We start from the raw sequence: 20359 nt of genomic DNA on the forward strand, positions 1-20359 counted from the left end.
CCGGAGTCATGATGCGATCGTTGTCCGCCGGCCCGATGTTTGCCCGCCTGCTGCTGGGCGTGGGCCTGCTGCTGGCCGGCCTGCCCGCGCTGGCGCAGGACACCGACGCTCTGCTGCCGGTGACCGAGGCCTACCAGCTCAGCGCCGACGCCGGCACTCCCGGCGTGCTCAAGCTGCACTGGAAGGTCGCGCCGGACTACTACCTCTATCGCGGCCGCATGAAGTTCAAGGCCGGCGACGGCGTCACCCTGGGCCAGGCGCAACTGCCCGAGGGCAGGAAATACCACGATGAATACCTGGGCGACGTGGAGACCTACCACCACGACATCGACGCCAGCATTCCCTACACCGTCGCCACAGGCACCACGCGGCTGAAGCTCAGCGTGCAGTACCAGGGCTGCCACGAGGTCGACCCGAAGATCTGCTACCCGCCGCATACCGAACAACTGGACCTGGCGCTGCCGACCGCCACCGCACCGACCGCACCCGCGGGCTCGCTGGGCGCGGCCCTGGACCAGCTCGGCCGCGGCGGACAGAGCGCCGCCACCGGCGTGACGCGGGCGCCGCTGCCGCCCGAGCAGGCGTTCCGCTTCGAGGCACTGGCGCAGAGCCCGCAGCAACTGCTGCTGCGCTGGACCATGCCGGCGGGCTATTACCTGTATCGCGACCACACCACGCTCAAGCTGAGGAAGGCCGACGGCGCGCAGTTGGGGACGCCCGCGTGGCCGGCCGGCGTGCGGCATCAGGACCCGCAGTTCGGCGAGGTCACGGTGTACTTCGACCAGGTCGAAGTGCCGGTGGCGCTCGAAGGCGTACCCGCCAGGTCCGGACCGTTGACGCTGGAGGCGACCTTCCAGGGTTGTCAGGACGGCGGCCTGTGCTACCCGTTGATGACGCGCACGGTGCAACTCGACCCGGGCAGCGGCACGGTCGTCACCGGCATGCCGACCAGCGCCGCCAGGGAGCTGCCGCCGGCCACCAACGGCGGCCCGCTGCGCACCAGCCTGTTCGCCGCACTGGCGTTGGCGCTGGGCGGCGGGCTGATCCTCAACCTGATGCCGTGCGTGTTGCCGGTATTGTCGATCAAGGCGGTCGGCGTGCTGGAGAGCGGCGAAAACCCCGCCACGCGGCGCAGCCATGCCTTGTTCTATACCGCCGGCGTGCTGTGCAGTTTCGCCGCGCTGGGGCTGGGCATCCTCGCCCTGCGCAGCGCCGGTCACGCACTGGGCTGGGGTACGCAGCTGCAGCAGCCGGTGGTGGTCGGCGTGCTGGCCTGCGTGATGCTGGCGGTGGGCCTGTCGATGTCCGGCGTGGTGCAGTTCGGCGCCTCGCTGGGCAATACCGGCGCCGGGCTGGCGCGGCGCGCCGGTCCGGCCGGCGACTTCTTCACCGGCGTGCTGGCGGTGGTGGTGGCCAGCCCCTGCACCGCGCCCTTCATGGGCGGCGCGCTGGCCTATGCATTCACCGCGCCGATGCTGTCGGCGCTGCTGGTGTTCCTGATGCTGGGCATCGGCCTGGCGTTGCCGTTCCTGGCGATCGGCTTCGTGCCCGCGGTGGCGCGATGGTTGCCGAAGCCCGGGCGCTGGATGGAAACGCTGAAGCAGGTGCTGGCCTTCCCGATGTACCTCACCGCCGCCTGGCTGGTCTGGGTGCTGGCCAACCAGCGCGGCGCCGACGCGGTGGGCCTGGTGCTGGTGGCGATGGTGCTGCTGGCGATGACCTTGTGGTGGTTCGAGCGCAGCCGTTCGCGCGGCGTGGTCAGCAAGCTGGCGGTGGCCGTGCTGGCGGTCGCCACGCTGGTGCCGATGAGCCTGCTCAGTCAGGTGCCGCCGCCTACCGCAGCCCGCATGGCCGACGGCGTGGTGCCCTATTCCGCGGAGAAGCTGGCCGCGCTGCGCGAAGCGGGCACGCCGGTGTTCGTGGACATGACCGCCGACTGGTGCGTGACCTGCAAGGCCAACGAGCACACGGTGCTCGACACCGCGCGCTTCCGCGACCTGCTGCAGCGCACCGGCGCGGTCTACATGAAGGGCGACTGGACCGACGTGAACCCGGCGATCAGCGCCTTCCTGGCCGAGTACCACTCGCCGGGCGTGCCGCTGTACGTGGTGTTCCCGAAGGATGGCGGTCCCGGCCGGCAGCTGTCGACCGTGCTGACCGCCTCGATGGTCGAACGGGCGTTGACCGACGCGGCGCGCTGATGCTCGACCGCACCTCCGGCCTGATCCTGCTGCTGGCCGCGCTGGCCGCCCTGCTCGGCGGCGGGCTGGCCCAATACCGACACCATCGCGCGACAGCCCCCGTTCCGGTCGCCGCGCCGGCCGTATCGGCGATGGTCGGCAAGCCGCTGCCGGCGCTGACGCTGGCGGATCTGGACGGGCGCATGCACGCGCTGACGGCGTACCGCGGGCGCCGCCTGCTCATCAATTTCTGGGCCAGCTGGTGCGGCCCGTGTCTGCAGGAAATGCCTGCGCTCGACGGGGCCCAGCGCAAGTTCGCCGATAATGGGGTGATCGTGCTGGGAATCGCCATGGATCAGCCCGACCACGTTCGTGCTTTTCTGGCCAGGCAACCGGTGAGTTACCCGATCTTGCTGGGCAATCTGGAGGCACCGAGCACATCCCTGCAATTGGGCGATGAGGCTGAAATCCTGCCATTCAGCGTGCTGATCGGCGCCGATGGGCACATTATCGCGACTCACGCCGGTATTCTTTCGCCGCAGCTGCTGACCCAGTGGTTGGCGCCGCAGCAAGGTGCTCTCTGAGTTCGGCCAAACATACGCCAGCGCAGGGCAATCCCTGCGGGTTCTCCGTTGAACATCGCCGATCTGCCGCGAACTGGACAACATCGCCCGACGCGCGCACACTGCGCCGGGTTCCGGGGCCTCCGGACGCAAGCTGGGTGGTTTCGTGGCGAAGATCCTGGTCCTGCACGGACCCAACCTCAACCTGCTGGGTGCACGCGAGCCGCAGATCTACGGCCGCGAAACGCTGGCCGGGATCAACCAGAGCCTGGCCGATCGGGCGCAGGCGGCCGGCCACGAATTGCAGTGGTTCCAGTCCAATGCCGAGCATGAGCTGATTGCGCGCGTGCACCAGGCGCGCGACGACCGCACCGCCCTGATCCTGTGCAATGCCGGCGCCTTCACCCATACCAGCATCGCGCTGCGCGACGCGTTTGCGGCGGTGGCCATCCCGTTCATCGAAGTGCACCTGTCCAACGTGTTCGCGCGCGAGCCGTTCCGCCACCACTCGTATCTGTCGGATCTGGCGCTCGGCGTGATCTGCGGCTTCGGCAGCGCCAGCTACGCACTGGCGCTGGACGCGGCGATCCAGCGGCTGCAGGCGCCGCCTGCCGCCGACGCCTGACCGGCGGCACCCTCTTTCCCCTTCCAGCCGCCTCCACGGCGGCATGACTGACCAAAGGCTGATCCGATGGATTTGCGCAAAATCAAGAAGCTGATCGACTTGCTCGAGGAATCCAACCTCGCCGAACTGGAGATCAAGGAGGGCGAGGAAGTCGTGCGTCTGTCGCGCGTGCCCAAGGGCACCGCACCGGTCGCGGCCGCCGCGCCGGTGGCCGCCGCCGCGCCCGCCGTGGCCGCCGCCCCGGTGGCCGCTGCGCCCGCCGCCGCTTCCGAAGCGCCGCCCGCCGACGCCCTGCCGGCCGGCCACGTGGTCAAGGCGCCGATGGTCGGCACCTTCTACGCCTCCGCCTCGCCCGGCGCCCCCGCCTTCGTCAAGGTCGGCCAGCAGGTCAAGGCCGGCGACACCCTGGGCGTGATCGAGGCGATGAAGATGTTCAACCAGATCGAAGCCGAAGTCGCCGGCACCGTACAGGCCATCCTGATCGAGAACGGCCAGCCCGTGGAATTCGACGAACCGATGTTCGTGATTGCCTGAAAAGCAGGGAATAGGGAATCGTGAATAGGGAATTGTCAAAGCGGCCGCACGAAGACTTGTCGGTCTGGAAGCGAGCAATGTCGCTGGTGGAGCAAGTCTATGCCTGCTCTTCGGCATTCCCCGACAGCGAACGCTTCGGGCTGACCGCCCAGCTCAGGCGCGCTGCCGTCAGCGTCCCGTCTAACATCGCCGAGGGCGCCGCTCGTCGCTCGACTCCCGAATACCTGCGCTTTTTGTCGATCGCTCGTGGATCGCTATCAGAGCTGGACACTCAGCTGCAGATCGCCGCACGGCTTGGTTACGGGACTATTCCGGTTGACACCAAGATTTCCATAGATGAGGTGTTTGCCATGCTGACTGGTCTGATGAACACACTGCGAACAAGAGAGGCGATTCGATGATCTCCCTATTCCCTATTCCCCATTCCCTATTCCCTTTCACATTCCCATGCTAGAAAAAGTCGTCATCGCCAATCGCGGCGAAATCGCCCTGCGCGTGCTGCGCGCGTGCCACAGCCTTGGCATCAAGACGGTCGCGGTGCACTCCACCGTGGACCGCAACCTGAAACACGTCGGCCTGGCCGACGAGGCGATCTGCATCGGCCCGGGGCCGTCGGCGGACAGCTACCTCAACATCCCGCGCATCATCGCCGCGGCGGAGATCACCGACGCCCAGGCCATCCATCCGGGCTACGGCTTCCTCTCCGAGCGCGCCGACTTCGCCGAGCAGGTGGAGCAGTCCGGCTTCATCTTCATCGGACCGACCGCCGACGTGATCCGCCTGATGGGCGACAAGGTCGAGGCGATCCGCGCGATGAAGGCGGCCGGCGTGCCCTGCGTGCCCGGCTCCGGTGGTCCGCTGACCGAGGATGTCGACGCCAGCATCAAGATCGCGCGCGAGATCGGCTACCCGGTGATCATCAAGGCCGCCGGCGGCGGCGGCGGCCGCGGCATGCGCGTGGTGCGCACCGAGGCGCACCTGGGCAACTCCATCGTGATGACCAAGCAGGAGGCCAAGGCGGCCTTCGGCAACGATCAGGTCTACATGGAGAAGTTCCTGGAGAACCCGCGCCACGTGGAGATCCAGGTGCTGGCCGATGGCCAGGGCCACGCCATCTATCTCGGCGAACGCGACTGCTCGATGCAGCGCCGCCACCAGAAGGTGGTCGAGGAAGCGCCGGCGCCGGGCATCACGCCCGAGCTGCGCGCGCAGATCGGCAAGGTCTGCGTCGACGCCTGCCTGCGCATCGGCTACCGCGGCGCCGGCACGTTCGAGTTCCTGTTCGAGAACGGCCGCTTCTACTTCATCGAGATGAACACCCGCATCCAGGTCGAGCACCCGGTGACCGAATTCATCACCGGCGTGGACCTGGTGCGCGAGCAGTTGCTGATCGCCGGCGGCCAACCGTTGTCGATCCGGCAGGAAGACGTGCACATCACCGGCCACGCCATCGAGTGCCGCATCAACGCCGAGGACCCGGACACCTTCATGCCCAGCCCCGGCACGGTGAAGCGCTTCGAGGCGCCGGGCGGCCCCGGCGTGCGCGTGGACACCCACCTCTACGACGGCTACAGGATCCCGCCGAACTACGATTCGATGATCGGCAAGCTGATCGTCCACGGCCCGGATCGCAAGACCGCCATCGCGCGCATGCAGCTGGCGCTGGCCGAAACGGTCATCGAAGGCGTCAAGTGCAACATCCCGCTGCAGCAGCGGATCATGGCCGACGTCGGCTTCCAGCACGGCAGCCAGAATATCCATTACCTGGAAAAGCGCATGGCCGAGCAGAAGGAAAAGGCTGCCGCCGGTGCGGCAGAAAAGTGAGTGAAAAGGAGTGAGGAACGAGAGAAGGCCGGCGCGCCCGTGCTTCTCTCCACCTTTGACACACTCGCCAAGCCTCGCTCTTCTCTCGTTCCTCACTCCTCTTCACTCACTCCTGGCCTCATGCCCTTCCTCGAACTCTCCCTGATCATCCGCACCGAACAGCAGCCGCGCGTGGAAGAGGCGCTGGAGGATCTGGGCGCGTTGTCGATCACCCTGCGCGATGCCGACGCCGAGACGCCGGACGAGCAGGCGATCTTCGAGCCGGGCGTGGGCGAGTTGCCGCTGTGGCCGACGATCACGCTGGATGCGCTGTTCGACGAGCACGCCGACCGGCGCGGCATTGCCGCGGCACTGGGCGACCTGTTGCCATGGCTGGAACCGGATCAGCTGAGCTTCCGCGACGTCGCCGACCAGGACTGGGAGCGCGCGTGGATGGACCAGTTCAAGCCGATGGCGTTCGGCCACCGGTTGTGGATCTATCCGTGGAACATCGAGCCGCCCGTCGATGACGGCAACATCGGCCGCTCCGACGCCTCCACGCGCGTCGTCGTGCGGCTCGACCCGGGCCTCGCCTTCGGCAGCGGCACCCACCCGACCACCGCGCTGTGCCTGGAATGGCTGGACGGGCTCGACCTGCACGGCAGGACGATCACCGATTACGGCTGCGGCTCCGGCATCCTGGCCATCGCTGCGCTGAAGCTCGGCGCCGCTGCCGCAATCGGCATCGACAACGATCCGCAGGCACTCACGGCCTCGGCCGACAACGCCGCGCGCAACGGCGTGGCCGATCGCCTGACGCTGTTCCTGCCGGAAGATCACCCCGACGGCGCCACCGACGTGTTCGTCGCCAATATCCTCGCCGGGCCGCTCGATACGCTGGCGCCGACCTTCGCGGCCGCGGCAAAACCCGGCGCGCCCTTCGCGATCTCCGGCATCCTCGCCGGCCAGCAGGACGAGTTGCTGGCGCGCTACGCGGAATGGTTCGAGGACTTGCGCGCAGACCTTCGCGACGACTGGGTGCGCATCAGCGGGCGTCGTCGCCGCTGACGCCGCCGCTGCATCCGCATGCTCCGGACAGCCTGTTAAGCTTGGGCGATACCGGTTGAAGCGGCGACGCATGTATACCCAATGCCCCGAATGCCTGTCCGTGTTTTCGCTGGATGCACAGACACTGGCGAAGGCTCACGGTCACGTGGTGTGCGGGCATTGCAACGCCAGCTTCGGCAGCCTGGCCACGCTCACCGAGCAATTGCCGCCCGAGCCGTTCGTCGAACTGGCCGTCAACGAGCCCGCGCTGGAACCGCCGCTGCTGGACCTGGTGGTCTATCGGCCGCAACCCGAGCCGGTGGTGGTGGCGACCGAACAGCCGGCCAGCGCGCCGCCCGAGGATTTTTCGCAACTGGTGTTCACGCCGCGCTTCGCCCGCCAGTCGCGCGGCCGCGCGGGAAAGCGCACGCGCGGGAAAGCCCATCGCCTGCGCGCCGCCTCGGGCGAGCGCAACTGGCCGTGGATACTTGCCTGCGGCGTGCTGACACTGCTGTTGCTCGCGCAACTGGGGTGGGCCAAGCGCGACGCCCTGATCCGCGATCCCACCGTGGGCGGCTGGTTGCGCAGCAGTTGTGCCGTGCTGCACTGCCGGCTGCCGCTGGTGGCCGCGCCGGCACGCCTGCGCCTGCTCGCCAGCAACGTGCAGGCGCACCCCAGCGTGCCGAACGCGCTGATGATCAGCGCCAGCGTGCGCAACGACGCCAGCTTCGCGCAGCCCTATCCGGTGGTGACGGTGACGCTGTCCGACGCGCAAGGCCAGCGACTGGCCATGCGCCGGCTGCAGCCGACGGAGTACCTCGACGACCCTGCGACCTTGCGTCGCGGCCTGGCGCCCGGTGCCGTGGCGGTGTTGCTGCTGGAGGTCAAGGACCCCGGCGACCAGGCCGTCGCGTTCGAGTTCGGCTTCGAGTGAAGCGTGCCGCGCCCCATGGGCAACGACGCCTCGGCTGAACGGATCAGGGTCTCCCGCGCTTGTCGAGGGACTTAAAATCGACCGCGCACAAGGGTAGACTCAAGCGCTCGCACCGAGTGCCCGCCGGCACTCAATCCATGCTGCGAATGCACCAACCGACACCAGAGAACGCAGCGGCCCTCGCAGCCGCCGCACCGCATGCGAGGGAAAGTATCCGTGAATGCCGCCAGACTGCCTGCCGCCGAGGCTGCCGTATCGACCTCGTCGCAAGCTGCGCTTGCGCACGGCTCCGGCAGCGCACTGAGTGAGTGCGTCAGCCGCACGGTGCGACGCTATCTGGCCGACATCGGCGACACCGAATGTGCCGAGGGCCTGCACGCGCTGGTGCTGCACGAAGTCGAAGTGCCGCTGCTGCGCGAGGTGCTGGCCTTCCACGGCGGCAACCAGAGCCGCGCCGCCGTGGCGCTGGGCATCAATCGCGCCACGCTGCGCAAGAAGCTGGCGGCGCACGGGTTGCTTTGAGGCCGCTGACGCGGGATGGGGGATTGGCAACAGCCCAGATCACCGCCCGGCCCGCCACTGCAACCACGAATTTTCCATCCCTGATCCCGGAGCCATCATGTCCGTCCCTGCCGTCGTTCCCGTTCGCCGCGCGCTGCTCAGCGTTTCCGACAAGACGGGGTTGGTCGAGTTGGCGCGGCGGCTGGCGGCGAAGGGGGTGGAACTGCTTTCCACCGGCGGCTCGGCGCGCACGCTGCGCGAGGCGGGCATCGCGGTTACCGAGGTCAGCGACGTCACCGGCTTCCCCGAGATCATGGACGGCCGCGTGAAGACGCTGCACCCGAAGGTGCACGGCGCACTGCTCGGCCGGCGCGGCACCGACGATGCGGTGATGGCCGAACTCGGCATCGCGCCGATCGACCTGCTGGTGCTGAACCTCTACCCGTTCGAGGCCACGGTGGCAAAGCCCGACTGCACGCTGGAGCAGGCGATCGAGAACATCGACATCGGCGGTCCGGCGATGCTGCGCTCGGCGGCGAAGAACTGGAACGACGTGGCCGTGCTGACCTCGCCCGCGCAGTACGACGCGGCGCTGGAGGAGATCGAGGCGCAAGGCGGCCTGACTCGCGCGACGCGCTTCAAGCTGGCGGTGGCCGCGTTCAACGACGTGTCCAGCTATGACGGCGCGATCAGCGATTACCTGTCCGCGCTGCAACTCAACGACGCCCAGGACGCCATCGCCGGCCACGACATGTTCCCCGGCCAGGTCAACGGCCGCTTCGTCAAACTGATGGACCTGCGCTACGGCGAGAACCCGCACCAGAGCGCCGCGTTCTACCGCGACCTGTATCCGGCGCCGGGCACGCTGGCCACCTTCCGCCAGCTGCAGGGCAAGGAGTTGTCGTTCAACAACATCGCCGACGCCGACGCCGCGTGGGAATGCGTGCGCAGCTTCGTCAAGCCGGCCTGCGTGATCGTCAAGCACGCCAACCCCTGCGGCGTGGCGGTGAGCCTGGACGGCATCGGCAAGGCGTATGACCTGGCCTTCCAGACCGATCCCACCTCGGCCTTCGGCGGCATCATCGCGTTCAACCGCGAAGTCGACGGCACTACCGCGAAGGCGATCGTCGAGCGCCAGTTCGTCGAGGTGGTGCTGGCGCCGGCCTACGCGGATGACGCGCTGAAGGCATTCCACAAGAAAGGCAACGTGCGCGTGCTGGTAATCCCGCTGCCGACGCACGGCGAACTGCGTGATGCCCACCCCGGCATGCACTCCAAGCGCGTCGGTTCGGGCCTGCTGCTGCAGAGCGCCGACACCGGCATGATCACCGCGGCGGACCTGAAAGTGGTCACCCGCAAGGCGCCCACCGAAGCGCAGATCCACGACCTCATCTTCGCCTGGAAGGTGGCCAAGTTCGTCAAGTCCAACGCCATCGTCTATGCGAAGAATCGCCAGACCATCGGCGTCGGTGCCGGCCAGATGAGCCGCGTCTACAGTGCGAAGATCGCCGGCATCAAGGCCGCCGACGAGAAGCTCGAAGTGCGCGGCTCGGTGATGGCCAGCGACGCGTTCTTCCCGTTCCGCGACGGCATCGACGCGGCGGCCGAGGCGGGCATCGCCGCGGTGATCCAGCCCGGCGGCTCGATGCGCGACGGCGAAGTGATCGCCGCCGCCGACGAACACGACATCGCAATGGTGTTCACCGGCATGCGCCATTTCCGCCACTGAGCGCACGCCCCGCAGGAGCCCGCTCGCGGGCGATGCTTTTCCCGGGGATTCGCAAAGGCAGGAGCATAGCCCGCGAGCGGGCTCCTGCACGTCGCGTAGTAGTGTCACGCCGCAGCATCGGATATCCCGCTGCGGAGGCTGCCATGCGCTACGAACTGTATTACTGGAGCGGCATCCAGGGCCGCGGTGAATTCGTGCGGTTGGCGCTGGAGGATGCCGGCGCCGATTACGTCGACGTGGCGCGCGAGGAAGGCGACGATGCCATCGTGCGCTACCTCGACGGCGCGCACGAAGGCGCGTTGCCGTTCGCGCCGCCGTTTCTCAAGGCCGGTCGGCTGGTGATCGCGCAGACCGCGAACATCCTGCAGTACCTGGGCCCGCCACTGTCGCTGCTGCCGCAAGGCACCAGCGTGCGGCGCTACGCCCACCAGCTGCAATTGACCATCGCCGACCTCGTGGCAGAAGTGCACGACGCGCACCACCCCATCGCCAGCGGCCTTTACTACGAAGACCAGCGCGAGGAAGCCCGCCGCCGGGCCGGCGACCTGCGCACGCAGCGGCTGTCGAAGTTCCTCCACTACTTCGAGCAGGTGCTGGAGCGCGGCGGTGGCCGCCACGCGCTGCGCCGGCACTCCTGCGTCGACCTGTCGCTGTTCCAGCTGATGAGCGGCCTGAACTATGCGTTTCCCCGCACGATGCAACGCCTGCACGCCGGCCTGCCCTTGCTGCACGCGCTGCACGCCAACGTGACCCAGCGCCCGCGTATCGCGGCCTACCTGGCGTCCACGCGGCGCGTACCGTTCAATGAAAGCGGCATCTTCCGCCACTACCCGGAGCTGGACGACCCGGCCTGAGCGGCCGCGCCGTCATCGAGGTTCAGCGACTGCTGCTGGAAGCCGGCGCGCCGGTGTCGTCGGACGGCTCGGCCGGCGGGCGGCTCTTGCCCCATTCCAGCACCTTGTACAGCGCAGGCGTGGCGCGTCGCTGGCCGTGTTCGTCCACCAGCCGGCCCTGCGGGTCGACCATGTAGGTCTGCTGCAGGCCGTGCCTGGGCGTGACCACCACCATGTAGACGCGACCGTTGCGGCTGTATTCCTGCACCGTGTTTTCGCCCTGCTGACGGATCTGCACTTCGGGTTCGTCGGCGGGACGGCCCATGCGGCTGTCGCCGCTCTTCATCGCCGGCAGGGTGAGCGGACGCAGATCGGGTTTCGGCGCGCTCGCGGGCGGTGCCGCGGACGTGGCCGGCGGCGGGTTTGCCTGCACGCCGGGATCGTTCATGCCGGGCGGCGGCAAGGCCGGACCGGGGGCGGCCGTCTGGGCGTGCACTGCCGCGGCGAACAGCGCGGTCGACAGCAAGGTGGCGACAACAACCGGCACGGCAGGGATTTTCATGGTGGCAACCTCGATGGGGAGGGCAGCATAGCAGCGCACCCGCGGCGCTTCCGTGAAACGCGACATTTCGCCGTGCATGCGAGAATCGCGCCCATGCCCAAGCTCATCCTCATCGACGGTTCGTCCTATCTCTACCGCGCGTTCCACGCGCTGCCGCCGCTTTCCAACGCGCGCGGCGAGCCCACCGGTGCGCTGTTCGGCGTGGTCAACATGCTGCGCGCCACGCTGAAGGCAAAGCCCGATTACCTGGCCTTCGTCAGCGACGCGCCCGGGCCGACCTTCCGCGATGCGTTGTACGACCAGTACAAGGCGAACCGGCCGCCGATGCCGGACGACCTGCGCGCGCAGGTTGCGCCGATGCTGGCCATCGTCGCTGCGCTGGGCTTTCCGATCCTGCGCGTGGACGGCGTCGAGGCCGACGACGTGATCGGCACGCTGGCGGTGCAGGCGCGCGCACTCGGCATCGAGGTGGAAGTGTCCACCAGCGACAAGGACATGGCGCAGCTGGTCGGACCGCAGGTCACCCTGGTCAACACCATGACCGGCACGGTGATGGACGATGCCGGCGTGATGGCCAAGTTCGGCGTGCGGCCGGACCAGATCATCGACTTTCTCACGCTCACCGGCGACGCCATCGACAACATTCCCGGCGTGCCCAAGTGCGGGCCCAAGACCGCCGCCAAATGGCTGGCCGAGTTCGATTCGCTGGATGGCGTGATGGCCAATGCCGACAAGGTCGGCGGCAAGATCGGCGAGAGCCTGCGCGCCACGCTGCCGCAACTGCCGCTGTCGCGCGAACTGGTGACGATCAAGACCGACGTGGCACTGGAGTTCGGCCCCACCGACCTGGCGCAGCGCGAGCCCGATGTCGAACAGTTGCGCGAGCTGTACACGCGCTACGAGTTCAAGGCGGCGTTGAAGGAGCTGGATGGAGCGGCGGAACCTGCAGGAGCGCACCCCGTGCGCGAAGCTCTTCCGGCGCGGGACGAAGGGCATCGCGCACAGGGTGCGCTCCTGCAAGGGCCGGGCGAATACGAACTGGTCATCACCCGGCCGGCCTTCGATGCGTGGCTGGAAAAGCTTCGCAGCGCCGAACTGATCGCCTTCGATACGGAAACCACCAGCATCGACGCGATGCGTGCGGACATCGTCGGCATCAGTTTCGCGGTGGAGCCGGGCAAGGCCTGCTACATCCCGCTCGGCCACGACTATCCGGGCGCGCCGCCGCAGCTCGATCGTGGCGAGGTGCTGCGCGCGCTCAAGCCGATCTTCGAGGATGCCGCGCGGCCCAAGCTCGGCCAGCACGCGAAGTACGACATCAACATCCTGTCGCATTACGGCATCACGGTGCAGGGCGTGAAGCACGATTCGATGCTGGAATCCTACGTGTGGAACGCCACCGCCACACGCCACGACATGGATTCGCTGGCGAAGAAATACCTCGGCTACGAGACCGTGAAATACGAGCAGGTCGCCGGCAAGGGGGCCAAGCAGATTTCCTTCTCGCAGGTGGACCTGGACACTGCCTGCCGCTACGCCGCCGAGGATGCCGACATCACCCTGCGCCTGCACCATGCGCTATGGCCCAGGCTGCAGGGCGTGCCCTCGCTGCAACGCGTGTACGAGGAGATCGAGATTCCGCTGGTGCCGGTGCTGGCCGGGATGGAGCGCCGCGGCGTCCTGATCGACGGCGACGCGCTGCGCGCGCAGAGCCAGCAGCTGGGCAAGCGCATGCTGGAGCTGCAGCAGCAATCGCACGCGCTGGCCGGGCGCGAGTTCAATCTCGATTCACCCAGGCAGCTGCAGGCGGTGCTGTTCGACGAACTGGGCCTGGAAGCGAAACTCAAGACGCCGACCGGCCAGCCCTCGACCAACGAGGAAGCGCTGGAGGCGATTGCCGAGACGCACGAACTGCCGCGGTTGATCCTGGACTACCGCGGCCTGGCCAAGCTGCGCAGCACCTACACCGACAAGCTGTCCGGCATCGTCAACCCGCGCACCGGCCGCGTGCACACCAGCTACCACCAGGGCTCGGTGGCGACCGGGCGGATCTCCTCCTCCGACCCCAACCTGCAGAACATCCCGGTGCGCACCGAGGAAGGCCGGCGCATCCGCCAGGCGTTCATCGCGCCGCCGGGGTGGAAGGTGATGGCGGCGGACTACTCGCAGATCGAACTGCGCATCATGGCCCACCTGTCCGGCGACGAAGGCCTGCTGCGCGCGTTCCACTCCGGTGGCGACGTGCATCGCGCCACCGCGGCCGAAGTGTTCGGCGTGGCGCCGGAAGACATCACCACCAACCAGCGCCGCGCGGCCAAGGCGATCAATTTCGGCCTGATGTACGGCATGAGCGCGTTCGGCCTGGCCCGCCAGCTCGGCGTGGACCGCGGCGAGGCCAGCGACTACATGGGCCGCTATTTCTCGCGCTACCCCGGCGTGCGCGCGTTCATGGAAGCCACCCGCGAGCGGGCCCACCGCGACGGCTACGTGGAGACCCTGTTCGGCCGCCGGCTGTACCTGGAAAACCTCACCGCACGCAACGCCGGCCTGCGCCAGGGCGCCGAACGCGCCGCGGTGAACGCGCCGATGCAGGGCACCGCGGCGGACATCATCAAGCGCGCGATGATCACCGTGGCGGCGTGGCTGGCCGAACGCGACGACGCCCACATGCTGATGCAGGTGCACGACGAACTGGTGTTCGAGGTGCGCGCCGACGCCGTCGAGGAGGTCCGCCGCGCGGTGTCGGAGCGGATGTCCGGCGCGGCGGAACTGTCCGTGCCGCTGCTGGTCGATGTCGGCGTGGGCGCCAACTGGGACGAGGCACACTGACGCCGGCCGGAGGTTAATTTTCCATGAGAATGAATCGCAGTTGAATTTCTGCGCGAGCCTTGCAACTTTCCCGGTGCGGCCGCATCTAATCCTTCGGATGCACGCAACGGCATCCGCGGCCAGCCCACCTCCCTGGGCGGCCACAGTCGCGAACCTCTCCCCTGGGTTTTCGCGTCTGCCCCGGCCCCGAAGGTTCCCCCTAACCTTCGGGGCCTTTTTTTGCCTCGCCGGCGTGTACATTCCGTGCACGAACGATTGCGGCATACTCGATCCACCATCATCACGGGGAATACCATGCGTGCAGGCTTGATCGTCATTGGCATCATTCTCGTCGCCGCGGGCATCTGGGTGGTCGCCGGACATGCCTTCTACCAGGACACCGACACGCTGGTGCAGGTCGGCTCGGCCAAGCTCACCGCCACGCACGACAAGGGCGTGCCGCAGTGGATCGGCATCGTCGGTATCGTCGTCGGCGGCCTGCTCGCCCTCGGCGGCTTCATGCAGAAGCGCTGAAGCGCATCGACCCGCCAACGAAAACCGCCGCGCTTCGCGGCGGTTTTCGTTGGCGGCCACTACAATGGGCGAGATGGATGTCTCGTACCTGATCGATCCGCTGAACGAAGCCCAGCGCGAAGCCGTCTGCGCCCCACCCGGGCACTACCTCGTGCTGGCCGGCGCGGGCTCCGGCAAGACCCGCGTGCTGACCCACCGCATCGGCTGGCTGATGCAGGCCGAAGGCGTGCCGCCGTGGGCAATCCTCGCCGTCACCTTCACCAACAAGGCCGCCGGCGAAATGCGCGCGCGGCTGGCCTCGCTGATCCCCGGTGGCACCCAGGGGCTGACCGTGGGCACCTTCCACGGCATCGCCCACCGCCTGCTGCGCCGGCACTGGCGCGAGGCGGGCCTCCCCGAGACGTTCCAGATCCTGGATTCCGACGACCAGCAGCGGCTGGTCAAGCGCGTGGTGGCCGGGCTGGGGCTGGACGAGGCGAAGTTCCCGCCGCGCCAGGCCTGCTGGCAGATCAACCAGTGGAAGGACGAGGGCAAGCGGCCGGACAGCATCGAGCATCGCGACCACCCGGTAACGCGCGCTTTCGTCAACATCTACACGGCCTATGAGGAAGCCTGTCGTCGCGCCGGCCTGGTGGACTTCGCCGAACTGCTGCTGCGCGCGCACGAACTGTGGCTGAAAAATCCCGCCGTGCTCGAGCACTACCAGCAACGCTGGCGCCATCTGCTGATCGACGAGTTCCAGGACACCAACACGCTGCAGTATGCGTGGGTGCGCGTCCTGTCGGGTGCGAACCAAGGAATCGGGAATAGGGAATCGGGAATAGGGAGAGCTGACGGCGCCGCGGCGACCGGGGATGCTCCTATTCCCTATTCCCCATTCCCTATTCCCGCGAAAACCGGTCAGGTTTTCGCAGTAGGCGACGACGACCAGTCCATCTACGGCTGGCGCGGTGCCAAGGTCGAGAACATGCAGCAGTTCCTGCGCGATTTTCCCGGTGCGCGCACGATCAAGCTGGAACAGAACTACCGCTCCACCTCGACCATCCTGCAGGCGGCCAACCACATCATCCAGCGCAACGGCAGCCGCCTCGGCAAGCAGCTGTGGACGGCCGGCGAGGACGGCGAGCGCATCGCGCTGTATGCCGCCTACAACGAGCAGGACGAGGCGCGCTTCGTGGTCGAGCGCATCCGCGAGTACATCGACGAGCACGGCAGTGCGCAGGATTGCGCGATCCTCTATCGCTCCAACGCACAGTCGCGCAACTTCGAGGAGCAGCTCGTCCAGCGCCGCATCGGCTATCGCGTCTACGGCGGCCAGCGCTTCTTCGACCGCGCCGAAGTGAAGGACGCGCTGGCCTACCTGCGCCTCAGCGCCAACCGCCACGACGATGCCGCGTTCGAGCGCGCGGTGAACACCCCGCCGCGCGGCATCGGCGAGCGCACGCTCGACGTGCTGCGCCGGCGCGCGCGGCGCGACAACGTCTCGATGTGGGAAGCGGCGCTGATCGAACTGGGCAGCGGCAACGAGCTGGCCGGCCGCGCGAAGAATGCGGTGAAGGCATTCCTGGCCTTGATCGACCAGATGGCGCACGACTTTCAGGGTACGAGATCACCGGAAGGCGCCGCTCCGCCCGTACCCCCACCCCCGGCCCCTCTCCCGGAGGGAGAGGGGAGCCATTCCCTGTCCCTGGCCGAACAGATCGACCATGCCATCACCCACACCGGCCTGCGCGACTATTACGAGAAGGACAGCCGCGGCAACGCCGAGGCGCGGGTGGAGAACCTGGACGAGCTGATCAATGTGGCCAGCCGCTTCGAGCGCTCGGCGGAGGATATCGACGCGGGCCTGAGCGAGCTCAACGCGTTCCTCTCCAACGCCGCGCTGGAGGCCGGCGAAAGCCAGGGTGCCGAAGGCGAGGACTGCGTGCAGCTGATGACCCTGCATTCGGCCAAGGGGCTGGAGTTCCCGGTGGTGTTCCTGGTCGGCATGGAAGAAGGCCTGTTCCCCAGCCAGCGCTCGGTGAACGACGAGGGCCGGCTGGAGGAAGAGCGCCGGCTCGCCTACGTCGGCATCACCCGTGCGCGCCAGCGGCTGATCGTCAGCCACGCCGAGTCGCGCCGCATGCACGGTGCCGAGATGCTGACTCGCCCGTCGCGCTTCCTCGCCGAAATGCCGGCCGAACTGATCGACGAAGTGCGTCCGCGCGTGCACGTGACCCGGCCGCTGTACACCGGTCGCGCGCGCGAGACGTCGCCCTCCCTGGACGAGTCACTGCCGGTGAAACTCGGCCAGCGCGTGAGCCATCCCAGCTTCGGCGAAGGCGTGGTGCTCAGCGCCGAGGGCAGCGGCGCGCACACCCGCCTGCAGGTCAACTTCGAAGGGGTGGGCAGCAAGTGGCTGGTGGCGGCCTACGCCAATCTCACCGCGCTGTAACCGCGTACGGGGCAGGAGCCGCAAGGCAAGCCGCGCGATGCAATTGCCGCGGCGGCATGCCACTATCTGCAGCGGGGCCGCGTCCGCGAGCATTCACGGGGGATACTCGGATGGCCGCCCGCAGCCAGGGAAATCCATGTCCAGTTCGCAAGGCGTGAGCCGCCGGATCGGCGGCACGGGAAGGAACTTCGCGCGGTGGGCGCTGTGCATCGGCATCGGTTGGGGCGGCTTCACCGGCAGCCACGCCGCGACGCTCGATCCGGCCATGCTGCCCCGCATCGAAGCGGCCACGTTCGAGGTCGTGCAGGCCAAGCCCGTCGACGATCCGCTGAGTTACGAGAAGCCGTTGCCGCTGGACCTGCTGCCGTTCCAGGAACGCACCGACAAGTACCACTCGATCGGCACGGCGTTCGCGATCGGCCCCAACCGCTATGTCACCGCCGGCCACGTGCTGCTGGCCGGCGCGGGCAGCCTGTGGGGCGCACCCGAATTGCGCGATTCGCAAGGCCATGTCTACGCCATCGACAAGATCGAGCAGTACTCGCTGCGCAAGGACTTCGTGGTGTTCTCGCTGGCCTCGCCGCCGTCGGTCAAGCCGCTGCCGGTGGACACCCGGCCGGCACTGAACCAGGTCGTGTATGCGGTGGGCAACGCGCTGGGCACCGGCATCGTGATCCGCGACGGCCTGTACACCTCCAACACGCCGGAACAGCAGGACGGCAGCTGGAACTGGATGCGCTTTTCCGCCGCCGCCTCACCGGGCAACAGCGGCGGCCCGCTGCTGGACAGGAACGGCAAGCTCATCGGCGTGGTGCTGGCGAAATCGGCGAACGAGAACCTCAACTACGCGCTGCCGATCAGCGAGGTGCTGAACGCCCCGGCGCACCAGGCGATCATCGACTCCCGCCTGGTCTATCAGCTGGACATCTTTCAGGCCGTCGAGAACGGCACGTTCAAGGCGCAGTTCGCGCTTCCGCTGGGCCTGGACGCGTTCTACCGCGCCTTCCTCGATCGCACGAACGCCAACGCCGACACAATGCTGAAAACCCTGCTCGCCAGGGAATCCGCCAACCTGTTTCCCGATGGCCCGGGCTCGCTGCGCCTGCTGCACCAGCGCACCAAGCTCAACGCGTTCCCGTCGTTGATCATGCGCGGTGCGGAAGGCGAATGGAGCCGCGTGGGCGAGGCTTCCAGTCATTACACGCTGAGCGGCAATGGCTACGTGGACGCCGGCGCGATCGATCGCAACGGCCTGTTTCATCTGCGCCGCCCCGACGGTTTCGACGCGGAAACCTATTACCGCGATGCACGTGCGCGCATGGACCTGCTGGCGCAGACCGGCATGTTCCGGCGCGCGGTGGCCGGCGAGAACATCAAGATCACCTCCTTCGGCAAGCCCGTGCAGGAATCGGTGCACGAGGATCGCTGGGGCCGGCCGTGGCATGTGTCGGTATGGGCGTTGCCATATGCCAACGCGCTGGGCGTGGTGTATTCGCTGCCGGTGCCTGACGGCAGCGTGATGCTGACCCGGATGACGTCGCCGGCAAGCCTGCACGACACCCGGCTGGACATGGACCAGCTCAGCGGCTTCATCCACGCGACCTACGAGGGCACGCTTGCGCAGTGGACCGGCTACCTGAAGAACGCGAAGCTGAAACCGGCCGTCTTCAAGGACATCCGCATCGACTTCGACTACGGCCACCGCTTCAGTTATGCGTCGCCGCGGGTGGCTTTCTCCTACGGCCCCGAAGTGCAGGAGATCACCCCCGACAACATGCTGTGGCTTGGCTTCCGCTTCTTTCTTTCCGACGGCAAGCCGGTATGGGACGTGGGCATCGTCAATGTGTGGAAGGACTCCACCTCCGACAACCAGGAAAACGTCGACATCCAGCGCTACATGGCACCGCCACCGAACCTGGACAAGGACATGAGCAGCCGCTGGCAGCAACTGGTGCAGCGCCAGTTTCCGTTCAACGCGGTGGCGCGCCCCGAGAACGGCCTGATGAAGATCGACGCCGTGGCCACGCCAGCGCCGGGCGACGGCAAACCGTCGGTGCTGTACACCGCTTTCTACGGCGTCGCCGGCACTTCTTCGCAGGCCCGCATGAAACACCAGCTCGACCTGCTGATGAAGAACCTGCGCATCAAGGAACGCTGAGGCTGCCCGCGCGCGTCGCGCGGGTCAGCGCCTGGCCGGGGCCGGTTCGCGCAGCAGCTCCATGACCGCATCGGCCACCGCCTGCGGCTGATCCATCTCGATGTCGTGCGAGCTGTCGGCCACCTGGCGCAGCCTGCCGCGGGTCGAGCTGGCCGTGATGCGCTGCTGCGTCGCCTCGCGCGCGGCCTCCAGCGGCTTGCGCATGGCTTCCGGCGCATCCGCGTAGGTGCCCGAAGCCTGCAGCACCAGCAGCGGCATGTCGCCGTGCGATTCGCTTGCCGGCACCGGCGCGGCGAACACCGACGCGTTCTGCGCCAGCTCCGAGCGCAAGGTATGCCAGAACGCCGGACGCAGCTTGCGCGCACGGTCGGCGGCCGCCACCGCCGCGCTCTGCCACGGCAGCGGTCCGCCGACGCACTGCGCCAGCGCCGGCGGCGGCTGGCCCAGCACGCCCCGCTCGGCGCCCTGCTCGCAGCTGGCGATGAAGGCGTCGCGCTGCGTCGTCAGCGCAGCTTCGTCCTTCGTCCAGGATGCCGGCAGGAAACGCGCCTGGTCCTGTGCCGGCGGATCGACCAGCACCATCCCGGCAACGTCGTCCGGATGCTCGCTGGCATAGCGGCGCACGATGTTGCTGCCCAGCGAATGACCCACCAGCAGCAGCGGTGTGTGCAGGCCGGCGGCGCGGATCAGCGCATGCAGGTCGGCGACGTCGGCGGCAAGATCGCGCGGCAACGGGCCCTCGTCGCTGAAGCCGTAGCCGGCGCGGTCATAGGCACACACGCGCGCATGCGTTTCCAGCAACGGCTGCACGCGGAACCAGCTCTGCGAATCGGCATGCGCCCCGGCCTCCAGCAATACGGTCACCGGCCCGCTGCCGCTGCAGCGCAGGTTGAGGCTGCGCCCGTGATCGATGGCGATGCGCTGGCCGGGCCTGGCGTAGCTGTCCGGCGTGGTCGCTGGCGCCGGCGTGGTCGCTGGCGCCGGCGGAGCCGCCGTCGCGGCGGCTGCAATGAACAGTCCGCTGCAGGCCAGGCCAAGAAGTCCCGCGTGTCGATGTTTCATGTGCTGATCCGGTTCGAGATCAGGCATGGGACCGGGGCGACGAAAGGAAGTT

17 protein-coding genes are annotated in these 20359 nt (G+C 67.9%); 15 read left to right on the top strand and 2 right to left on the bottom strand.

The window, feature by feature from the left end; translation table 11 throughout:
- The first annotated feature begins 11 nt into the window (after positions 1 to 11).
- The 11 genes from ACVCMB_RS09965 (at position 12) to ACVCMB_RS10015 (ending at position 10770) form a co-directional block, all read left to right on the top strand.
- The gene (locus tag ACVCMB_RS09965) at positions 12 to 2201 is read left to right on the top strand and encodes a protein-disulfide reductase DsbD family protein (RefSeq protein WP_447106823.1); all 2190 of its coding nucleotides are present in this window, start codon (positions 12 to 14) and stop codon (positions 2199 to 2201) included.
- Complete coding sequence (locus ACVCMB_RS09970; RefSeq protein ID WP_447106824.1) at positions 2201 to 2764, top strand: TlpA family protein disulfide reductase; 564 nt, start codon at positions 2201 to 2203, stop codon at positions 2762 to 2764. Before ACVCMB_RS09965 ends, ACVCMB_RS09970 begins: the two co-directional genes overlap by 1 nt.
- 145 nt (positions 2765 to 2909) lie before the next feature.
- The gene (gene aroQ / locus ACVCMB_RS09975) at positions 2910 to 3368 is read left to right on the top strand and encodes a type II 3-dehydroquinate dehydratase (RefSeq protein ID WP_395120295.1); all 459 of its coding nucleotides are present in this window, start codon (positions 2910 to 2912) and stop codon (positions 3366 to 3368) included.
- A gap of 66 nt (positions 3369 to 3434) precedes the next feature.
- On the top strand, positions 3435 to 3902 hold the full coding sequence (gene accB / locus ACVCMB_RS09980; RefSeq protein ID WP_395120296.1) for an acetyl-CoA carboxylase biotin carboxyl carrier protein: 468 nt from the start codon (positions 3435 to 3437) through the stop codon (positions 3900 to 3902).
- A 77-nt stretch (positions 3903 to 3979) separates the two neighbouring features.
- The gene (locus tag ACVCMB_RS09985; protein WP_447099634.1) at positions 3980 to 4303 is read left to right on the top strand and encodes a four helix bundle protein; all 324 of its coding nucleotides are present in this window, start codon (positions 3980 to 3982) and stop codon (positions 4301 to 4303) included.
- Between the two features lie 46 nt (positions 4304 to 4349).
- Positions 4350 to 5726, top strand: coding sequence for an acetyl-CoA carboxylase biotin carboxylase subunit (gene accC / locus ACVCMB_RS09990; protein WP_395120297.1), 1377 nt, complete (start codon positions 4350 to 4352; stop codon positions 5724 to 5726).
- A gap of 120 nt (positions 5727 to 5846) precedes the next feature.
- Positions 5847 to 6773 carry a 50S ribosomal protein L11 methyltransferase gene (gene prmA, locus ACVCMB_RS09995; protein WP_447099633.1) on the top strand — a complete coding sequence of 309 codons (927 nt, stop codon included), beginning with the start codon at positions 5847 to 5849 and terminating at the stop codon, positions 6771 to 6773.
- Positions 6774 to 6843: 70 nt separating this feature from the next.
- On the top strand, positions 6844 to 7686 hold the full coding sequence (locus ACVCMB_RS10000) for a zinc-ribbon and DUF3426 domain-containing protein (protein WP_395120299.1): 843 nt from the start codon (positions 6844 to 6846) through the stop codon (positions 7684 to 7686).
- 216 nt (positions 7687 to 7902) lie between these two features.
- Positions 7903 to 8208 (top strand): helix-turn-helix domain-containing protein, encoded by a 306-nt coding sequence (locus ACVCMB_RS10005; RefSeq protein WP_395120301.1) that lies wholly within the window; start codon positions 7903 to 7905, stop codon positions 8206 to 8208.
- Between the two features lie 97 nt (positions 8209 to 8305).
- Positions 8306 to 9916 (top strand): bifunctional phosphoribosylaminoimidazolecarboxamide formyltransferase/IMP cyclohydrolase, encoded by a 1611-nt coding sequence (gene purH / locus ACVCMB_RS10010; protein ID WP_447106825.1) that lies wholly within the window; start codon positions 8306 to 8308, stop codon positions 9914 to 9916.
- 143 nt (positions 9917 to 10059) lie between these two features.
- Complete coding sequence (locus ACVCMB_RS10015) at positions 10060 to 10770, top strand: glutathione S-transferase (RefSeq protein WP_447106826.1); 711 nt, start codon at positions 10060 to 10062, stop codon at positions 10768 to 10770.
- 22 nt (positions 10771 to 10792) lie between these two features.
- Here ACVCMB_RS10015 and ACVCMB_RS10020 read toward each other — a convergent pair whose 3' ends face one another.
- Positions 10793 to 11311, bottom strand: coding sequence for a DUF2782 domain-containing protein (locus ACVCMB_RS10020; RefSeq protein ID WP_395120304.1), 519 nt, complete (start codon positions 11309 to 11311; stop codon positions 10793 to 10795).
- Positions 11312 to 11404: 93 nt separating this feature from the next.
- Here ACVCMB_RS10020 and polA point away from each other — a divergent pair, with 93 nt between their 5' ends.
- The 4 genes from polA to ACVCMB_RS10040 all read left to right on the top strand — a co-directional run bounded on the left by polA (position 11405) and on the right by ACVCMB_RS10040 (position 19245).
- Positions 11405 to 14140: a DNA polymerase I gene (gene polA / locus ACVCMB_RS10025; RefSeq protein WP_447106827.1), complete on the top strand. Its 2736-nt coding sequence runs from the start codon at positions 11405 to 11407 to the stop codon at positions 14138 to 14140.
- A 294-nt stretch (positions 14141 to 14434) separates the two neighbouring features.
- Entirely contained in the window at positions 14435 to 14653 is a 219-nt protein-coding gene (locus ACVCMB_RS10030; protein ID WP_395120306.1) for a hypothetical protein, read from the top strand.
- Positions 14654 to 14726: 73 nt separating this feature from the next.
- Positions 14727 to 17087: a 3'-5' exonuclease gene (locus ACVCMB_RS10035; protein WP_447106828.1), complete on the top strand. Its 2361-nt coding sequence runs from the start codon at positions 14727 to 14729 to the stop codon at positions 17085 to 17087.
- A gap of 136 nt (positions 17088 to 17223) precedes the next feature.
- On the top strand, positions 17224 to 19245 hold the full coding sequence (locus ACVCMB_RS10040) for a trypsin-like peptidase domain-containing protein (RefSeq protein WP_447106829.1): 2022 nt from the start codon (positions 17224 to 17226) through the stop codon (positions 19243 to 19245).
- A gap of 24 nt (positions 19246 to 19269) precedes the next feature.
- On the opposite strand, the gene ACVCMB_RS10045 is transcribed toward ACVCMB_RS10040, so the two are convergent.
- Positions 19270 to 20307 (bottom strand): alpha/beta fold hydrolase, encoded by a 1038-nt coding sequence (locus tag ACVCMB_RS10045; protein ID WP_447106830.1) that lies wholly within the window; start codon positions 20305 to 20307, stop codon positions 19270 to 19272.
- Between the last annotated feature and the right edge of the window lie 52 nt (positions 20308 to 20359).

This window comes from Rhodanobacter sp. UC4443_H10, from assembly GCF_052978325.1.